Origin of the sequence: Mycobacterium sp. AT1 (assembly GCF_002043095.1) — a bacterium.
Lineage (GTDB): Bacteria > Actinomycetota > Actinomycetes > Mycobacteriales > Mycobacteriaceae > Mycobacterium.
Genome location: NZ_MVOC01000059.1, coordinates 89599 through 105090, shown reverse-complemented (window position 1 = coordinate 105090; position 15492 = coordinate 89599). Strand labels below are relative to the sequence as shown.

The 15492-nt window shown below is 67.4% G+C and carries 13 protein-coding genes, 2 tRNA genes and 1 pseudogene; 5 read left to right on the top strand and 11 right to left on the bottom strand.

Going from position 1 to position 15492, the window contains the following annotated elements:
- Positions 1-59 precede the first annotated feature (59 nt).
- Entirely contained in the window at positions 60-995 is a 936-nt protein-coding gene (locus B1790_RS26330; RefSeq protein WP_079926236.1) for an NUDIX hydrolase, read from the top strand.
- 75 nt (positions 996-1070) lie between these two features.
- On the opposite strand, the gene B1790_RS26325 is transcribed toward B1790_RS26330, so the two are convergent.
- From B1790_RS26325 to leuC, 3 genes are all read right to left on the bottom strand, one after another.
- The gene (locus B1790_RS26325) at positions 1071-1730 is read right to left on the bottom strand and encodes an HU family DNA-binding protein (protein ID WP_079926235.1); all 660 of its coding nucleotides are present in this window, start codon (positions 1728-1730) and stop codon (positions 1071-1073) included.
- 202 nt (positions 1731-1932) lie between these two features.
- A complete protein-coding gene (gene leuD, locus B1790_RS26320) occupies positions 1933-2526 on the bottom strand; it encodes a 3-isopropylmalate dehydratase small subunit (RefSeq protein ID WP_079926234.1) in 594 nt (197 codons plus the stop codon).
- Positions 2527-2535: 9 nt separating this feature from the next.
- Entirely contained in the window at positions 2536-3978 is a 1443-nt protein-coding gene (gene leuC, locus B1790_RS26315; RefSeq protein WP_079926281.1) for a 3-isopropylmalate dehydratase large subunit, read from the bottom strand.
- A gap of 104 nt (positions 3979-4082) precedes the next feature.
- Between leuC and B1790_RS26310 the strand changes: the two genes are divergently transcribed.
- Positions 4083-4784: an IclR family transcriptional regulator gene (locus B1790_RS26310; protein ID WP_079926233.1), complete on the top strand. Its 702-nt coding sequence runs from the start codon at positions 4083-4085 to the stop codon at positions 4782-4784.
- A gap of 58 nt (positions 4785-4842) precedes the next feature.
- Here the strand turns inward: B1790_RS26310 and B1790_RS26305 are convergent.
- The 4 genes from B1790_RS26305 to B1790_RS26290 all read right to left on the bottom strand — a co-directional run bounded on the left by B1790_RS26305 (position 4843) and on the right by B1790_RS26290 (position 7457).
- Positions 4843-4915 (bottom strand) — tRNA-Glu (locus tag B1790_RS26305).
- Between the two features lie 83 nt (positions 4916-4998).
- Positions 4999-5073, bottom strand: a tRNA-Gln gene (locus B1790_RS26300).
- 117 nt (positions 5074-5190) lie between these two features.
- The gene (gene gltX / locus B1790_RS26295) at positions 5191-6669 is read right to left on the bottom strand and encodes a glutamate--tRNA ligase (RefSeq protein WP_079926232.1); all 1479 of its coding nucleotides are present in this window, start codon (positions 6667-6669) and stop codon (positions 5191-5193) included.
- On the bottom strand, positions 6666-7457 hold the full coding sequence (locus B1790_RS26290; RefSeq protein WP_079926231.1) for a fumarylacetoacetate hydrolase family protein: 792 nt from the start codon (positions 7455-7457) through the stop codon (positions 6666-6668). The genes gltX and B1790_RS26290 overlap by 4 nt, the downstream gene beginning before the upstream one ends.
- Positions 7458-7849: 392 nt before the next feature.
- Between B1790_RS26290 and B1790_RS26285 the strand changes: the two genes are divergently transcribed.
- The 3 genes from B1790_RS26285 to B1790_RS26275 all read left to right on the top strand — a co-directional run bounded on the left by B1790_RS26285 (position 7850) and on the right by B1790_RS26275 (position 11921).
- Positions 7850-9295, top strand: a complete 1446-nt coding sequence (locus B1790_RS26285; protein WP_079926230.1) for a hypothetical protein — start codon at positions 7850-7852, stop codon at positions 9293-9295.
- Between the two features lie 122 nt (positions 9296-9417).
- Entirely contained in the window at positions 9418-10623 is a 1206-nt protein-coding gene (locus tag B1790_RS26280) for an MFS transporter (protein ID WP_079926229.1), read from the top strand.
- Between the two features lie 50 nt (positions 10624-10673).
- Entirely contained in the window at positions 10674-11921 is a 1248-nt protein-coding gene (locus B1790_RS26275; protein WP_079926228.1) for an amidohydrolase family protein, read from the top strand.
- On the opposite strand, the gene B1790_RS26270 is transcribed toward B1790_RS26275, so the two are convergent.
- The 4 genes and pseudogenes from B1790_RS26270 to serA form a co-directional block, all read right to left on the bottom strand.
- Positions 11905-12522 (bottom strand): hypothetical protein, encoded by a 618-nt coding sequence (locus B1790_RS26270; protein WP_233165325.1) that lies wholly within the window; start codon positions 12520-12522, stop codon positions 11905-11907. The two genes, B1790_RS26275 and B1790_RS26270, sit on opposite strands and share 17 nt — an antisense overlap.
- A gap of 50 nt (positions 12523-12572) precedes the next feature.
- Positions 12573-12767 (bottom strand): annotated as a pseudogene (locus tag B1790_RS26265) (ABC transporter substrate-binding protein); the annotation flags it as partial.
- Positions 12768-12871: 104 nt separating this feature from the next.
- A complete protein-coding gene (locus tag B1790_RS26260) occupies positions 12872-13879 on the bottom strand; it encodes a 3-isopropylmalate dehydrogenase (RefSeq protein WP_079926227.1) in 1008 nt (335 codons plus the stop codon).
- Positions 13876-15462: a phosphoglycerate dehydrogenase gene (gene serA / locus B1790_RS26255; protein WP_079926226.1), complete on the bottom strand. Its 1587-nt coding sequence runs from the start codon at positions 15460-15462 to the stop codon at positions 13876-13878. The genes B1790_RS26260 and serA overlap by 4 nt, the downstream gene beginning before the upstream one ends.
- Positions 15463-15492: the final 30 nt, after the last annotated feature.

Genomic DNA, 15492 nt, shown 5'->3' with positions numbered 1-15492 from the left:
TGGTCACCCGCGGGTGACGTTCTGCTCGTCGCGTCCCCGAATGAGTTGCAGGAGTTGAGGTGACGAAGAAATCGCCGTCGTCGGCGGCCACCAACGTGACGTCCGCGGCGGGCGCGGTGTTGTGGCGCCCGGACGAGGACGACTCGAATGAGGTTGCCGCGCCGTTGGTGGCAGTGGTGCACCGACCGCGTTACGACGACTGGTCGCTGCCCAAGGGCAAGGTCGATCCCGGCGAGACCGAGCCGGTGACCGCGGTGCGGGAAGTCCTCGAGGAGACCGGGTACGCATCGGAGTTGGGTCGCCGATTGGCGGCGGTCAGCTATCCCATCGAGTCCGGCGTCAAGCACGTGCGGTATTGGGCTGCTCGCGCGGTGGGAGGTGAATTCACCCCCAACGACGAGGTGGACGAACTCGTCTGGTTGTCCCCCGCGCAGGCGCTCAAACGACTGCAGTATCCCGATGATCGGAAGGTGCTGCGTTGCTTCGCCAAGAAGCCCGCCGACACCCGCACGGTGTTGGTCGTCCGCCACGGGACCGCGGGCAGCAAGGCCAGGTACAAGGGCGACGACCGCAACCGCCCCCTGGACAAGCACGGTCGCGCGCAGGCTGAATCTCTGGTGGGGCAGCTGTTGTCGTTCGGCGCCACCGAGGTTCACGCCGCCCCCAGGGTGCGCTGCCATCAGACGGTCGGACCCCTGGCCGAGGAGTTGGGCGTCCCGATCCGCGACGAACCGACGATGACCGAGGAGGCGTACGCCGACGGTCACGGGGCGGCGCGACGGCGTCTCCTCGAGATCGCGACGTCCGACGGCACGCCGGTCATCTGTTCGCAGGGCAAGGTCATTCCGGATCTCATCGCGTGGTGGTGCGACCGCGACGGGGTACGACCTGACAAGTCACGCAACCGCAAGGGCAGTACGTGGGTGCTGTCGCTGGCGGGCGAGACGTTGATTGCCGCCGATCACATCGGCAGCCCCTTGGCCGCCGACAGGTAGTTCCACACGCAGACACGCCGTGGATCTGAGCGATCCACGGCGTGCCTTGTACCGGAACTGATTCCGGAGATGTTGCTACTTACGGCCCTTCTTGGCGGGGGCCTTCTTCGCGGGCGCCTTGGTGGCGACGGTCTTCTTGGCCGGAGCCTTGGTGGCAGCGGCCTTCTTGACCGGAGCCTTCGTGGCGGCGGCCTTCTTGACCGGAGCCTTCGTGGCAGCGGTCTTCTTCGCCGGCGCCTTCGTGGCGGCGGTCTTGGCCGGCGCCTTGGTGGCAGCGGTCTTCTTCGCCGGCGCCTTCGTGGCAGCGGCCTTCTTGACCGGAGCCGCCTTGGTGGCGACGGTCTTCTTGGCCGGCGCCTTGCTGGCAGCCTTCTTGACCGCCTTCTTGGCCGCAGTCCGCTTCGCGGGTGCAGCGGTGGCACCGCGCTTTACGGCGGGACCTTCCGACGGGAGACGCTGTGCGCCAGACACAACCGCCTTGAACTGAGCCCCTGGGCGGAATGCCGGGACGGACGTCGGCTTGACCTTGACGGTCTCACCGGTGCGCGGATTTCGCGCAACACGGGCGGCGCGGCGACGCTGCTCGAACACGCCGAAGCCGGTGATGGTGACGCTGTCGCCCTTGTGGACGGCACGCACGATGGTGTCGACGACGTTCTCCACGGCGGCGGTCGCCTGCCGACGATCGGTGCCCAACTTGTCCGTGAGGACGTCGATGAGCTCTGCCTTGTTCATGCAAAACCTCCGAAGCCTGTGGCCCACCTTGAGCCAACTGAGAGCTACGGTAAACCTTCAGACGCCTGATTTCCAAGAGCCACGCCCAATTTCAGGAATAGCTGGCACCAATTTCAGCAATCGGGTTGCCCCACACCACCGGTGGTACGGCAGTCCCAAAACGGGCTTGCTGGGCAGGATTTCGGCCCCACCCAGCCCCCCGTCACACCGGAATGGTGCGCGGCTTCCAGCTCGGCCGCCGCTCCTCGAACGCCGTAATGTCGTCCTGTTTCCGCAGCGTAAGGCCTATATCGTCGAGGCCCTCGAGCAGTCGCCATGCGGTGTAGTCGTCAATCTTGAACGGCACCATGACCGTTCCCGCGTGGATGCTTCGATCTTCCAGGTTCACAGTGATTTCCAGCCCCGGTTGCTGCTCGATCAACTTCCACAGGAGTTCCACATCGTCTTGGGCGACTTCGGCGGCCAAAAGGCCCGCCTTTCCGGAATTCCCGCGGAAGATGTCGGCGAACCGGGACGAGATCACCACCCGGAATCCGAAATCCATGAGCGCCCACACGGCGTGCTCGCGGGACGACCCGGTGCCGAAGTCGGGGCCCGCCACCAGAACCGAACCCTTGTCGAAGGGCGGAAGGTTCAGGACGAACGACGGATCGTTGCGCCACGCGGCGAACAGTCCGTCCTCGAAACCCGTTCGGGTGACCCGCTTCAGGTAGACCGCAGGGATGATCTGGTCGGTGTCGACGTTGGACCGGCGCAGGGGAACACCGATCCCGGTGTGGGTACGGAAGGCTTCCATGACTGTCTCCTAGCGATTCTGGGGGAGGTCGGCGGGCGAGGACAGGGTTCCGCGCACGGCTGTCGCCGCGGCCACTGCGGGCGACACCAGGTGGGTGCGGCCCCCCTTGCCTTGGCGCCCTTCGAAGTTTCGGTTGGACGTCGCAGCGCAACGCTCCCCCGGTGCGAGCTGATCCGGGTTCATGCCAAGGCACATCGAGCAGCCGGCCTGTCGCCACTCGGCACCCGCAGTGGTGAAGATCTCGCCCAGGCCTTCGGATTCCGCTTGGACGCGGACCCTCATGGACCCCGGCACGATGAGCATCCTCATCCCGTCGGCGATCTTCCTGTCCCGCAGAATGTCGGCGACGATCCGCAGATCTTCGATGCGTCCGTTGGTGCAGGAGCCGACGAAGACGGTGTCGATCGCGATGTCGCGCATCGCGGTGCCCGGCTGAAGATCCATGTAGGCCAACGCCTTCTCGGCCGACTGGCGCTCGTCCTCGTCGAACATCAGTTCTGGATCGGGGACCGAAGCGCTCAGCGGGACGCCCTGGCCGGGATTGGTTCCCCAGGTGACGAACGGGCTCAGTTCCGCCGCGTCCAGGTACACCTCGGTGTCGAATTCGGCTCCCTCGTCGGTGCGCAACTGTGTCCACGCCTCGACGGCGGCGTCCCAGTCGGCACCCGCGGGGGCGTGCGGGCGGCCCTTGAGATAGGCGAACGTGGTCTCGTCTGGCGCGACCATGCCTGCCCGCGCGCCGGCCTCGATGCTCATGTTGCAGACGGTCATCCGGCCCTCCATCGACAGGGCTTCGATGGCGCTGCCGCGGTATTCGATGACGTAGCCCTGCCCGCCGCCGGTTCCGATCTTGGCGATGACGGCCAGGATGACGTCCTTTGCGCTGGTGCCGGCGGGCAGAACGCCGTCGACGTTGACCGCCATCGTCCTAAAGGGGCGCAGCGGCAACGTTTGCGTGGCGAGCACGTGCTCGACCTCGGAGGTGCCGATGCCCATCGCGAGCGCGCCGAACGCACCGTGGGTCGAAGTGTGGCTGTCGCCGCAGACGACCGTCATACCCGGTTGGGTGAGGCCAAGTTGCGGGCCGATGATGTGGACGATGCCCTGCTCGACGTCGCCCATCGGATAGAGGCGGACGCCGAATTCGGCGCAGTTGCGGCGCAACGTCTCGACTTGGGTGCGTGAGATCGGGTCGGCGATCGGCTTGTCGATGTCGAGCGTCGGGACGTTGTGGTCCTCGGTGGCGATGGTCAGGTCGGTGCGGCGAACTGGCCGACCCGCCAACCGAAGTCCGTCGAAGGCCTGCGGACTGGTCACCTCGTGGACGAGGTGCAAGTCGATGTAGATGAGATCGGGCTCACGCGCGGCGTCTTCCCCCGCGCCGGCGGACACGACGTGGTCGGCCCAAACCTTCTCTGCCATGGTGCGTGGTGTGCCTGGGGTTCCAGTCATGACCATCTTTCGTCCCTCCGGGCGACGCCGCAGAGGGCGCTGCGGCCGTCGCACTGGATCTCAGTAGCGGGGCATCTCATTATTCGAGACGCTAGTATCTCCCTATGAGACAGGATAGCGGTATCGGCGTGCTCGACAAAGCGGTGGGCGTACTGCACGTCATCGCCGAGTCACCCTGCGGGCTCGCCGATCTGTGCGACCGCACGGGACTGCCACGGGCCACCGCGCACCGACTCGCCGCGGGCCTCGAAGTCCACCGACTGCTGGCCCGCGACGCCGACGGCAGATGGTGCCTTGGCCCGGCACTGAACGAACTCGCCGGGCGGGTCGACGATCCACTGCTCGCGGCGAGCGCAGCAGTGTTGCCCAAGCTGCGCGAGATCACCGGCGAGAGCGTGCAACTGTATCGACGGGAGGGTCTCTCGCGGGTCTGCGTGGTCGCCCTCGAGCCGCCCGCCGGGCTGCGCGACACCGTGCCCGTCGGCACCCGCCTGCCGATGACCGCGGGCTCGGGAGCCAAGGTGCTCCTCGCCTACAGCGACCCCGCGACGCAGCAGGCGGTGCTCCCAACGGCCATGTTCACCGACCGCACTCTGACGGAGGTGCGCAAGCGCGGTTGGGCGCAGAGCGCGGCCGAACGCGAACCCGGCGTGGCGAGCGTCTCGGCGCCGGTGCGTGACGCCCGTGGCGACGTGGTGGCCGCCATCTCGGTGTCGGGGCCGATCGACCGAATGGGACGCCGGCCGGGCGCGCGGTGGGCGGCGGACCTGCTCGCCGCAGCCGAGGCGCTCACCCGTCGGCTGTAACCACCGACACCCGAAGACGACGAAAGGCGCCTACCAAGGTAGGCGCCTTCATCGTGTGTACCCCCGATGGGATTCGAACCCACGCTACCGCCGTGAGAGGGCGGCGTCCTAGGCCGCTAGACGACGGGGGCTAGAACTAATTCCGGTTGGTCAGCATAGCTCAGGTGACCACGCCGACCTAATCAGTCGACGCCTCCTCCGGAGCTACCGGAATTGGCTGGGGTACCAGGACTCGAACCTAGAATGGCGGTACCAGAAACCGCTGTGTTGCCAATTACACCATACCCCAATTGCCGTCTATAACCGCTGGTCATAGACGTCGTGGCCGTCGAACACCCGCTGGCGCGAACCAGCGTGTGCAATCACCGACCGACGAGCACACTACCAAAGATTTCGGCGCTCGATTTCACGCCTGGGCGGCAGCGTGGTCGCGCCCACCGCGCAACCTGGCCAGGCTGCGGTCTCGACCAAGCAATTCCATCGACTCGAACAGCGGCGGGCTCACCGACGAACCGGTGACCGCCACCCGGATCGGGCCGAACGCCTTGCGCGGCTTCAGTTCGAGGCCGTCCAGCAGCGCCGCCTTCAACGCCGCCTCGATGCCCGCAGTGGTCCAGTCGCCGACGGCCTGCAGCCCCTCCAGCGCCGCGTCGAGCACCGGTACTGCCTCGGCGCGCAACTCCTTGGCCGCAGACTTCTCGTCGAGCCCGTAGGACGCCTCGTCGAAGAACTTCAACAGATCCCACGCGTCGCCGAGCACCACGATGCGCGTCTGCACCAGAGCGGCCGCCTCGGCGAAGCTGGCGTCGTCCAAACCCGTGTCGTGGCCGTGCCCCACGAAGTAGTCACGCAGCCGGGCGGTGAAGTCCGCGCCGTCGAGCATCCTGATGTGTTCGGCGTTGATCGCGTCGGCCTTCTTCTGGTCGAAGCGAGCCGGATTGGAGTTGACGTTCGCGACGTCGAAGGCGGCCACCATCTCGTCGAGACTGAAGAGGTCGTGATCGTCGGCGATCCCCCAGCCAAGCAACGCCAAGTAGTTCAACAGACCCTCGGGAATGAAGCCACGATCGCGGTGCAGGAAGAGATTCGACTGCGGATCGCGCTTCGACAACTTCTTGTTGCCGTCCCCGAGAACGCTTGGCAGATGGGCGAATTCGGGAACCCTGTCGGCGACGCCGATGCGAATCAGCGCCTGGTACAACGCGATCTGGCGCGGGGTGGACGGCAGGATGTCCTCCCCGCGAAGGACGTGGGTGATCTTCATCAACGCGTCGTCGACCGGGTTGACCAAGGTGTACAACGGATCCCCGTTGCCACGGGTGATCGCGAAGTCGGGCACGACGCCCGCGGCGAACGTCGTCGGGCCGCGTACGAGGTCGGTCCAGGTGATGTCCTCGTCGGGCATCCGGAGCCGCAGGACGGGCTTGCGCCCCTCGGCGGCGAAGCGGGCCCGGTCCTCGTCGGACAGGTTGCGGTCGTGGTTGTCGTAGCCCAACTTCGGGTTTCGGCCGGCGGCGACGTGGCGGGCCTCGACCTCCTCGGCCGTCGAGTACGCCTCGTAGACCTCACCGGCGGCAAGGAGACGGTCGATGACGTCGCGGTACACCTCACTGCGCTCGGACTGCCGGTACGGCGCGTACGGCCCGCCGATTTCCGGGCCTTCGTCCCAGTCGAGTCCAAGCCACCGAAGAGCGTCGAGGATGGCCGCGTAGCTCTCCGCGCTGTCCCGCGCGGCATCGGTGTCCTCGATGCGGAACACGAACGTGCCCCCGGTGTGGCGCGCATAGGCCCAGTTGAACAGCGCCGTCCGAACCAGCCCGACGTGCGGGGTTCCCGTCGGCGACGGGCAGAACCGGACTCGCACCTCAGATGTCGGCGATGTCATGACTTACCCTTGCGCACAACGGGATTGGTGAGCGTACCGATGCCCTCGATCGTGATGCTCACCGTGTCGCCGTCCTCGATGGGACCGACGCCCTCGGGCGTCCCCGTCAGAATCAGGTCACCGGGCAGCAGGGTCATCACCGACGACGCCCACTCGATGATGGCGCCGATGTCGTGGATCATCAACGAGGTTCGGCTGTGTTGCCGAATCTGTCCGTTGACCTCGGTGCGCAGGTCGAGGTCGAAGGGGTTGACGTCGGTGTCGATCCACGGCCCGACCGGGCAGAAGGTGTCGTGCCCCTTGGCCCGCATCCACTGCCCGTCCTTCTTCTGCTGGTCGCGTGCCGAGACGTCGTTGGCGATGGTGTAGCCGAGGATGTTCTCGGCGGCCTTCGACGCGGGGACGTCCTTGCACGGCCTGCCGATGACGGCGGCCAACTCCCCCTCGTGGTGCACGGGATGGGCATCGGCGGGTAGCTGAATGGGCACGTTCGGGCCGATGATCGAGGTGTTCGGCTTGAGGAAGATCACCGGGTCCTCGGGGGCGACGCCGCCCATCTCGGCGGCATGAGCCGCGTAGTTCTTACCCATGCACACCACCTTGCTGGCGAGGATGGGGGCGAGAAGTCGCACGTCGGCAAGTGGCCACGACCTCCCGGTGAAGGTGGGAGTGCCGAACGGATGCTCCGCGATTTCGCGGGCCCGTGCCTCCAAGGCACCGTTCTCGACGTCACCCTCGATGCTCACGAAGGCGACCCCGTCTGGACTGGCAATTCGACCGAGGCGCATTTTTCACAGCCTAGGACACCGACCACCGCGGCCCACATCGCTGCGAGCCAGTTCACCGAGCGCTTCAGCCGCCGGAATCTTCGCCAAAATCTCGCGCGGGCGCCGGCGGCAAAATTGTCGTCCACGACAGTTCCAGCAAACCCGACCTCATTACCCTCGAGTAAGTTCAGCGCTAATTGGACTGCCCACAACCTCGCAGGACGGACCATTGCACGTCGAGAGAAAGGCTCCTACGACGCAACTACCAGCTACATCGACGGATGCCTCGCCAATAACGAACAGATCACGTGCAATGGATTCGCAGGAAAAATTGGTCGCCCATTTGGTGCTTACTCGTTGGTAAGTTCCGCTACGGTCCTGGCCACGGGGGTCCGTTCGACAAAGGGAGAAAAATGTCAGTGCACGTAGCGGTTCGGTCCTACCTCACGGCCGGTGTCGCGGTGGTGGGCGCAAGCGCCCTCATCGCCGCGCCGCTCGCGGTGCCGCCGCCAGAGATCCACCTGCCTGCGATCCACGCGTCCTCGGCCGAGGTACAGCTCGCGGCACTGGCGAACCCGATCGCCGAATGGGTGACCGTCGTCCAGACCACCTTCGCCAACGTCGCGGCGCTTGGCATCCAGTTCCAGAACGATCCGGCGCCGATCCTGGCGGAGATCCTGAAGAACCAGTTGGCCAACGCCTCCACCCTTGCGACGGCCCTCGAGGGCACGGCGGGTGTACTCGGGGCCCAAGTTGCCGCGCTGCCTGCTGCCACCCTTCTTGCCGCCCAACAACTCGCCGCAGGCCAGTTCAGCGCGGCGGTCGGCACCCTGTTCCAGGCCGGGATCGGGCTCATCCTGGGGCCGGCGATCAGCCTGATCGGGGCGACGTCGATCATCACCGACAGCGCCCAGCGCTTCGCCAACGTCGTCGCCGCCATTCCGAACGCCCTCCTGCCAATCGGCCTTGCCGCGATCTCTCCGATCGCCGGCGCGGTCTACTCGTTCGGAGACGCCGGCCAGGCCGTGATCGACGCGGCCCGGGCGGGAGACGTCGCGGGAGCACTCAACGCCCTCGCCAACATCCCCGCCATCGTGACGAACGCCTTCCTCAACGGGTACCCGCCGCAGTTCACGACCGGAATCTTCAGCCCCCTGGTCGAGGGTGGCTTCGGCTCGGGATTGATTGCCGCCCTGCTGGACGTGCGGAAGACCTTTGCCAACGCTCTGAGTTCAGCCCTTCCGCCCGCGGCAACCGCGGCAAGCCTGCCGAGCTCCGCCACGTTGATCAGCCTGACGGAAGCGCCGACCGACGCCGCTCAGGTCGGAGACACGGCAGCCAAGACCGGCGCGACGACGGCCAGCGTCACGACGGAAGGTACGACGGAGGCCGCGACCGACGTTACGACCGCCCCGACGGCTGCCGTCGTCACCGAACCTGCCGCGGTCACCACCGAGCCGACCACCGCGGAGCCAACCACCGCAACCGAGCCGGCCACCGCCGTCACGGAACCGGCGGCAAGCACGCCGGTAGGGTCTGCTGCTGACACCGCCAAGAGCGAAAGCGAATCGACCGGGACCTCGACGGGCACCGAGTCGACGGGCACCGAGTCGAGCACCTCGACGAGTACCAAGCCGAGCACCAAGTCGTCCAATGACGACAAGGCACCGTCGGCCACGAGCTCGTCGACCCCGAGCACGTCATCGTCGAGCACGGCGTCCGACGCCACCAAGTCGACGTCCGCGTCGACCGGTAGCACCGGCAAGCCGGCCGCCTCGACGAAGAAGACGACGAAGGATGCTTCCGCGGGATCCTCCAGCTCGGGCTCCGAGGGCTCGGGAGCCTCCAGCGCGAGCTGACCTCACGCCGTATGAGAATGCCCCTTCTCCGCAGCCAGCGGAGGAGGGGCATTCTCATTTGCCAGTCTCACTTCGTGGGATGACGATTCGGCATTGTGAGATCACCGTGTCACGATGGAGACATGTCCGAACCCACGCTCGGGACCGCACGCCGGTGGTCGATGTTGGTCATCGCACTCGCCACGACGCTGTGCGCCAACGTCTTCATCAACGGGGTGGCGTTCCTCATCCCGACCCTGCACACCGAGCAAGGCCTCGACCTCGCCGAGGCGGGCCTGGTCTCTGCACTGCCCAGCTTCGGCATGGTCGTCACGCTCATCGCCTGGGGCTACCTCGTCGACAGGTTCGGCGAGCGCGTCGTGCTGGCCGTCGGTTCGGCACTGACCGCGGCCGCGGCCTTCGCCGCCGCGTCGGTCGACTCCCTGGTCGCGGTCGGCATCTTTCTGTTCCTCGGCGGCATGGCGGCTGCCAGCAGCAACTCGGCAAGCGGACGGCTGGTCGTCGGGTGGTTTCCCCCGCATCAGCGAGGCCTGGTGATGGGCATCCGCCAGACGGCTCAGCCGCTCGGAGTCGGGTTGGGCGCGTTGGTGATTCCGCAACTCGCCCAGGCCAGTGGTGTGTCGGCGGCGCTGCTGTTCCCCGCGATCGCATGTGCTGCGGCCGCCGTCGTCAGTGCGGTTGGCGTCGTGGACCCACCCCGGCCACCTCGGGCCGAGGCGTGTCCCGAGGATCTCGAGAACCCGTACCGCGGGTCGTCGACCCTGTGGCGAATACACGCCGTCTCGGTGCTGTTGGTCGTACCGCAGTGCGTGGTCTGGACCTTCACGCTGGTCTGGTTGATGACCGACCGCGGATGGTCGGCGGCCTCGGCGGGCGCGATGGTGACCTTCGCCCAAATCCTCGGCGCGGCGGGCAGAATCGCCGCCGGTAGGTGGTCGGACAAGGTGGGATCGCGATTGCACCCGGTCCGCACCATCGCCATCGGCGCCGCCGTCGCGATGGGCCTGCTGGCGGTGACGGACCTGTTCGGTTCCCCGCTGTCCATTGCGGTGATGGTGGTCGCATCGGTGGTAACGGTCTCCGACAACGGCCTCGCGTTCACCGCCATCGCTGAAATCGCGGGACCGTTCTGGAGCGGCCGCGCACTGGGCACCCAGAACACCAGCCAGCTGCTCACCGCAGGCATCGTGCCTCCGGTGTTCGGCGCACTGATCACGATGGCGAGCTTCCCGCTGGCGTTCGCCGTGTGCGCGCTGTTTCCGTTGATCGCGCTACCGCTGGTGCCCGTCGCGGCCGATCCGCTCCGGAATCACGCGCCGCCGGACTGAGCGACGAGAGGCCTTGCCAAGATCCGGGCCGCCTGGTGAAGTCGAAGAGGATGCCACCACTACTGCTGCACAACGCCACCCTCGTAGACGGCACCGGAACCACCCCGAAGCCGTCCGCCGCAGTCCTGATCGACGAGGGCAAGATCACCTGGGTCGGTTCCGAGCAGGATCTTCCCACCTCCACCTCCACCGCATCTCCGACCCGAATCGATCTGGCCGGCAACACGATCTGCCCCGGCTTCTTCGATTGCCACGTCCACCTCGGGCTGCCCGGTGCCGGCGGGCTCCCCCTCGATCGGATCCTGCATCCGTTGTCCTACCACTACTTTCAACTCGTCGAACGCCTGCGGGTCACGCTGCACAACGGTGTGACGACGGCTCGGGACCTCATGGGCGTCGACGCCGGGGTACGCCAAGCGGTAGCCGACGGACTGGTGGCGGGCCCGCGGCTACTCGTCGCGATCGACATGATGAGCCAGACGTCCGGGCACGCCGACTTTCACCTGCCCTCCGGCGTCGACTTGACCCCACTGGTGGGTGGCTCGCTGGTCGACAGCGTCGACGAAGCCCGCCGTCGCACGCGGGAGCTCATCGCCGCGGGGGCCGACGTCCTCAAGATCGCCTCGAGCGGAGGCATTGCCTCGCCCAGCGATCAACCCGAATGGCTTGGCATGCGAACGGAGATGATCGCGGCGGTGGTGGCCGAGGCAAGGTCCTACGGGAACAAGTCCGTCGCCGCCCACGCCATCGGCTACGCCGGGATCGAGGCCGCCGTGGAGGCCGGCGTGACGAGCATCGAGCACGGATACCAGCTCGACGACGCCTTGCGGAAGCGCATGGTGGATCAGGGGATCTTTCTCGTGCCGACGCTCCTGGAAACGATGTCGGACGTCACCGTGTCGCCCGCGGCGCGCGAGAAGAGCGTGCGCTGGCATCGGATGGCCCAAGAGGCGGTGGCAGCGTCGGCGGCCGCGGGCGTCAAGATCGCGCTCGGCACCGACGCCGGACTCAGCCCAAACCACGGCACCAACCTTCAGGAGCTTGGCTTGCTGGTGCGGTTCGGTGGTCTCACGCCGATGCAGGCGATCGTGGCTGGCACCAGGACGTCAGCCGAATTGTGCGGCCTCGACCACGAACTCGGTACCGTCGAAGCGGGAAAGATCGCCGACGTGGTGGTGGTGCGCGGTGATCCACTGGCCGACGTCGACGCCGTCGGAAGGCCCGAGAACATCCTGCTCGTGCTCAAGGACGGCGCCGTCGCCGTGGATCGCGGCGGATTCGTCACCGGGACGGCGTGACGGCGCCGCCCCGCGGCAGCACCAGCAGCGCGGCGGCCAGGAAGCACAGCGCCCCAATGAACGTGCCGAGGTTGGCCAGCGCCACGTCGGCGACGCTCCCGGTCCGGTAGACGAACGCGCCCACCGCGCTCGCGGCGAAGGCGATGCAGCCGATCATGTTGACCCACTGGGCCTGCCAGTCCCGGGACGCCGGCTGCCAGCCACCGACGCTCGCAGTGACGGCGACGACCCCGATAGCGGCACTGACCAGGAAGGCCAGCGATCCCGTCGCGTCCGGCGCCCATACCAACCGCCGCTCGGCCATCACCTCGTGCGCCCACACCGCCGCGCCGGTGCTGACGTTGAACAGGACGGTGCCACCGAATTGGACGGCGGCGGAACGCCACTCGGGACTGCCCTCGGGCCGGGACAGGACCAGCTGGATCCACGCCGCGCTGGTGAAGAACCACGACCCGACGAAGCAGAGCGCGTTGGCCGCACCGGCACCAGCCACGGCGGCCATGCCGGGCACCGTGGCGGCAGCGAAGAACGCCGATCCGACGACGAACAGCCAGCATTGGTGGGTGAGCGTCACCATCGACGGCAGCCTGGGCGTCACCATGACGAGAACCTACATCGCACTGCCTGCGAACCGGTGCGCGGTCACCGTCGTCACCACTTCTTGGGCAGCCCTGGCGGATTGATCTCCGACTGCGGGACCGCCTCGCCGCCGAGCCCCCAGCGATCGAGGGCCTTGCGGTACGTGCCGTTCTGGATCACGTGGTTGAGGGCCTGGTTGACCGCCTGAATCTGCCCGTTGTCCTTCTTGGTCAGAACGGCGATCTCGCCCTGCAGCGCCAGTCCCGCTCGTCGAGGTGGACCGGGTGAAGCGCCGAATCGCGATGGGTGCGAACGGTTTCCGTGGTGCCCACAGCCACCCTTTGGATCAGCCCGAGTATCTGGCCATCAGGTCAGAGCAGACCGACGATGCGGTCGCCGGTCTCGGAGGTGGAGAGCTTCGCACCGTCGAGCGTTGCGAGGTGTTTGGCCACCGCAGCGTCGACCCGCGCTGCCGCGGCGTCTTCACCCAAGTGCGCCAACAGAAGCGCGACCGACATGACCGCCGCAGTGGGGTCGGCGATGCCCTTGCCTGCGATGTCCGGCGCGCTGCCGTGCACCGGCTCGAACATCGACGGGTTGGTCCCCGTCGCGTCGATGTTGCCGCTGGCGGCCAGCCCGATGCCACCGGACACCGCTGCCGCGAGGTCGGTGATGATGTCGCCGAACAGGTTGTCGGTGACGATCACGTCGAAGCGTCCCGGGTCGGTGACCATGTGGATCGTGGCGGCGTCGACGTGCTGGTAGGCGACCTCGACGTCGGGAAACTCCCGACCCACTTCGTCGACGATGCGCGACCACAGCTTGCCGGCGAACGCCAGCACGTTGGTCTTGTGCACCAGGGTCAGGTGCTTGCGCCGCTTGGACGCCCGTGCGAACGCGTCGCGCACCACGCGTTCGACGCCGAACGCGGTATTCAGGCTGACTTCGGTGGCCACCTCGTGCGGCGTGCCGACGCGAATCGCACCACCGTTGCCGGTGTACGGGCCCTCGGTGCCCTCGCGGACGACCAGGAAGTCGAGGTCCACCTCACCCAGCGGGCTGGTGACCCCGGCGTGCAGCTTCGACGGGCGCAGGTTGACGTGGTGGTCGAGCTCGAACCGCATCCGCAGCAGCAGCCCGCGCTCGAGTACGCCGCTGGGCACCGACGGATCGCCGATGGCGCCCAACAGGATTGCGTCGTGGGTGCGCAATTCGTCGACCAGGCCGTCGGGCATGACCTCACCCGTGGCGTGGTAGCGGCGGGCGCCGACGTCGTAGGTGGTCTTGTCGACCCCGGGGGTGACGACGTCGAGCACCTTGAGCGCTTCGTCGACCACCTCGGGTCCGATGCCGTCGCCGGCGATGACGGCCAATCTCATGACAGGTCCACCAATTCCAGTGTCGTGGCGCTGACGTCGGCCCCCAGCGCGGCGAGCACGTCACCGGGCACCTGGCGGTCCAATCGCAGCATGATCGTCGCGCCGTCACCGTCGGCGTCCTGACTGAGTTGCGCGGCAAGGATGTTGACCCCGGCACCGCCCAACCTGGTACCGATGGTGCCGAGCGCCCCTGGCACGTCGCTGTAGTTGACGATGAGGTTCACGCCCTCGGCGCGCAGGTCGAGGTTGCGCTCGTTGATCTGGACGATCTTCTCCACCTGCTGTGGTCCCGAGAGGGTGCCCGCCACGTTGACCGTCGACCCGTCGGCGGCCACCGCACGCACGTCGACGACGCTGCGGTGGTTGGGACTTTCCGGGGCGGTTGTGATGGCGGCCTCGACACCGCGCTCCGCGGCCAGCGACGGCGCGTTCACGAACGTCACCTGATCTTCGATGACGGCGGAGAACAGCCCGCGCAGCGCCGAGAGCTTCAGGACCTCGACCTCTTCGGACGCCAGCTCCCCGCGGACTTGAACGGACAGGTTGGTCGGCAGCTCGGCGGACAGCGCACCCACCAGCAGCCCAAGCTTGCGCACCAGGTCCAGCCACGGGGCGACTTCCTCGCCGACGACGCCGCCACCGACGTTGACGGCGTCGGGAACGAACTCGCCAGCCAGCGCGAGCCGCACACTGGCCGCCACGTCGGTGCCCGCGCGGTCCTGCGCTTCGGCGGTCGACGCCCCGAGGTGCGGGGTGACGACGACCTCGGGCAGCTCGAACAGCGGGCTGTCGGTGCACGGTTCGGTGGAGAAGACGTCGAGTCCGGCGCCGCGGACGTGGCCGCTCTTGATCGCGTCGGCAAGGGCATGCTCGTCGATCAGTCCGCCGCGGGCGGCGTTGACGATGATGACGCCGGGCTTGGTCTTGGCGAGCGCGTCGGTGCCGATCAGGCCGGCGGTCTCCTTGGTCTTGGGCAGGTGCACCGAAATGAAGTCGGCGCGTCCGAGGAGCTCGTCGAGGGTCAGCAGTTCGATGCCGAGCTGCGCGGCGCGAGCCTGCGAGACATAGGGGTCATACGCGGTGATGTGGGCGCCGAACGCCGCCAGCCGCTGAGCGACGAGCTGTCCGATGCGGCCGAGCCCGACCACGCCGACCGTCTTGCCGAAGATCTCCACACCGGAGAACTTGGACCGCTTCCAGGTGTGCTCGCGCAGTGTCGCGTCGGCGGCCGGAATCTGCCGCGCCGCGGCCAGCATCAGGGCAATCGCGTGCTCGGCGGCGCTGTGGATGTTCGACGTCGGCGCGTTGACGACCAGCACCCCGCGTGCGGTGGCGGCGTCGACGTCGACGTTGTCGAGACCGACGCCGGCGCGGGCGACGATCTTCAACTTGGGGGCCGCGGCGATGACCTCGGCGTCCACCGTCGTCGCCGAGCGCACCAGCAGGGCGTCGGCTTCCGGGACCGCGGCAAGCAGCTTTTCGCGGTCGGGGCCGTCGACCCAGCGCACCTCGACCTGGTCTCCCAGGGCGGCAACTGTCGATTCGGCAAGTTTGTCGGCGATCAAGACAACGGGCAGGCTCACGCGAACAGAGTAGTGGGCTGTAATAACTAG

Bases quoted from the DNA above. Each gene is read 5' to 3' on its own strand.
- B1790_RS26325 (WP_079926235.1), bottom strand. From the start codon at position 1,730: ATGAACAAGGCAGAGCTCATCGACGTCCTCACGGACAAGTTGGGCACC.
- leuD (WP_079926234.1), bottom strand. From the start codon at position 2,526: ATGGAAGCCTTCCGTACCCACACCGGGATCGGTGTTCCCCTGCGCCGG.
- leuC (WP_079926281.1), bottom strand. From the start codon at position 3,978: ATGACTGGAACCCCAGGCACACCACGCACCATGGCAGAGAAGGTTTGG.
- B1790_RS26310 (WP_079926233.1), top strand. From the start codon at position 4,083: ATGAGACAGGATAGCGGTATCGGCGTGCTCGACAAAGCGGTGGGCGTA.
- gltX (WP_079926232.1), bottom strand. From the start codon at position 6,669: ATGACATCGCCGACATCTGAGGTGCGAGTCCGGTTCTGCCCGTCGCCG.
- B1790_RS26290 (WP_079926231.1), bottom strand. From the start codon at position 7,457: ATGCGCCTCGGTCGAATTGCCAGTCCAGACGGGGTCGCCTTCGTGAGC.
- B1790_RS26285 (WP_079926230.1), top strand. From the start codon at position 7,850: ATGTCAGTGCACGTAGCGGTTCGGTCCTACCTCACGGCCGGTGTCGCG.
- B1790_RS26280 (WP_079926229.1), top strand. From the start codon at position 9,418: ATGTCCGAACCCACGCTCGGGACCGCACGCCGGTGGTCGATGTTGGTC.
- B1790_RS26275 (WP_079926228.1), top strand. From the start codon at position 10,674: ATGCCACCACTACTGCTGCACAACGCCACCCTCGTAGACGGCACCGGA.
- B1790_RS26270 (WP_233165325.1), bottom strand. From the start codon at position 12,522: ATGGTGACGCCCAGGCTGCCGTCGATGGTGACGCTCACCCACCAATGC.
- B1790_RS26260 (WP_079926227.1), bottom strand. From the start codon at position 13,879: ATGAGATTGGCCGTCATCGCCGGCGACGGCATCGGACCCGAGGTGGTC.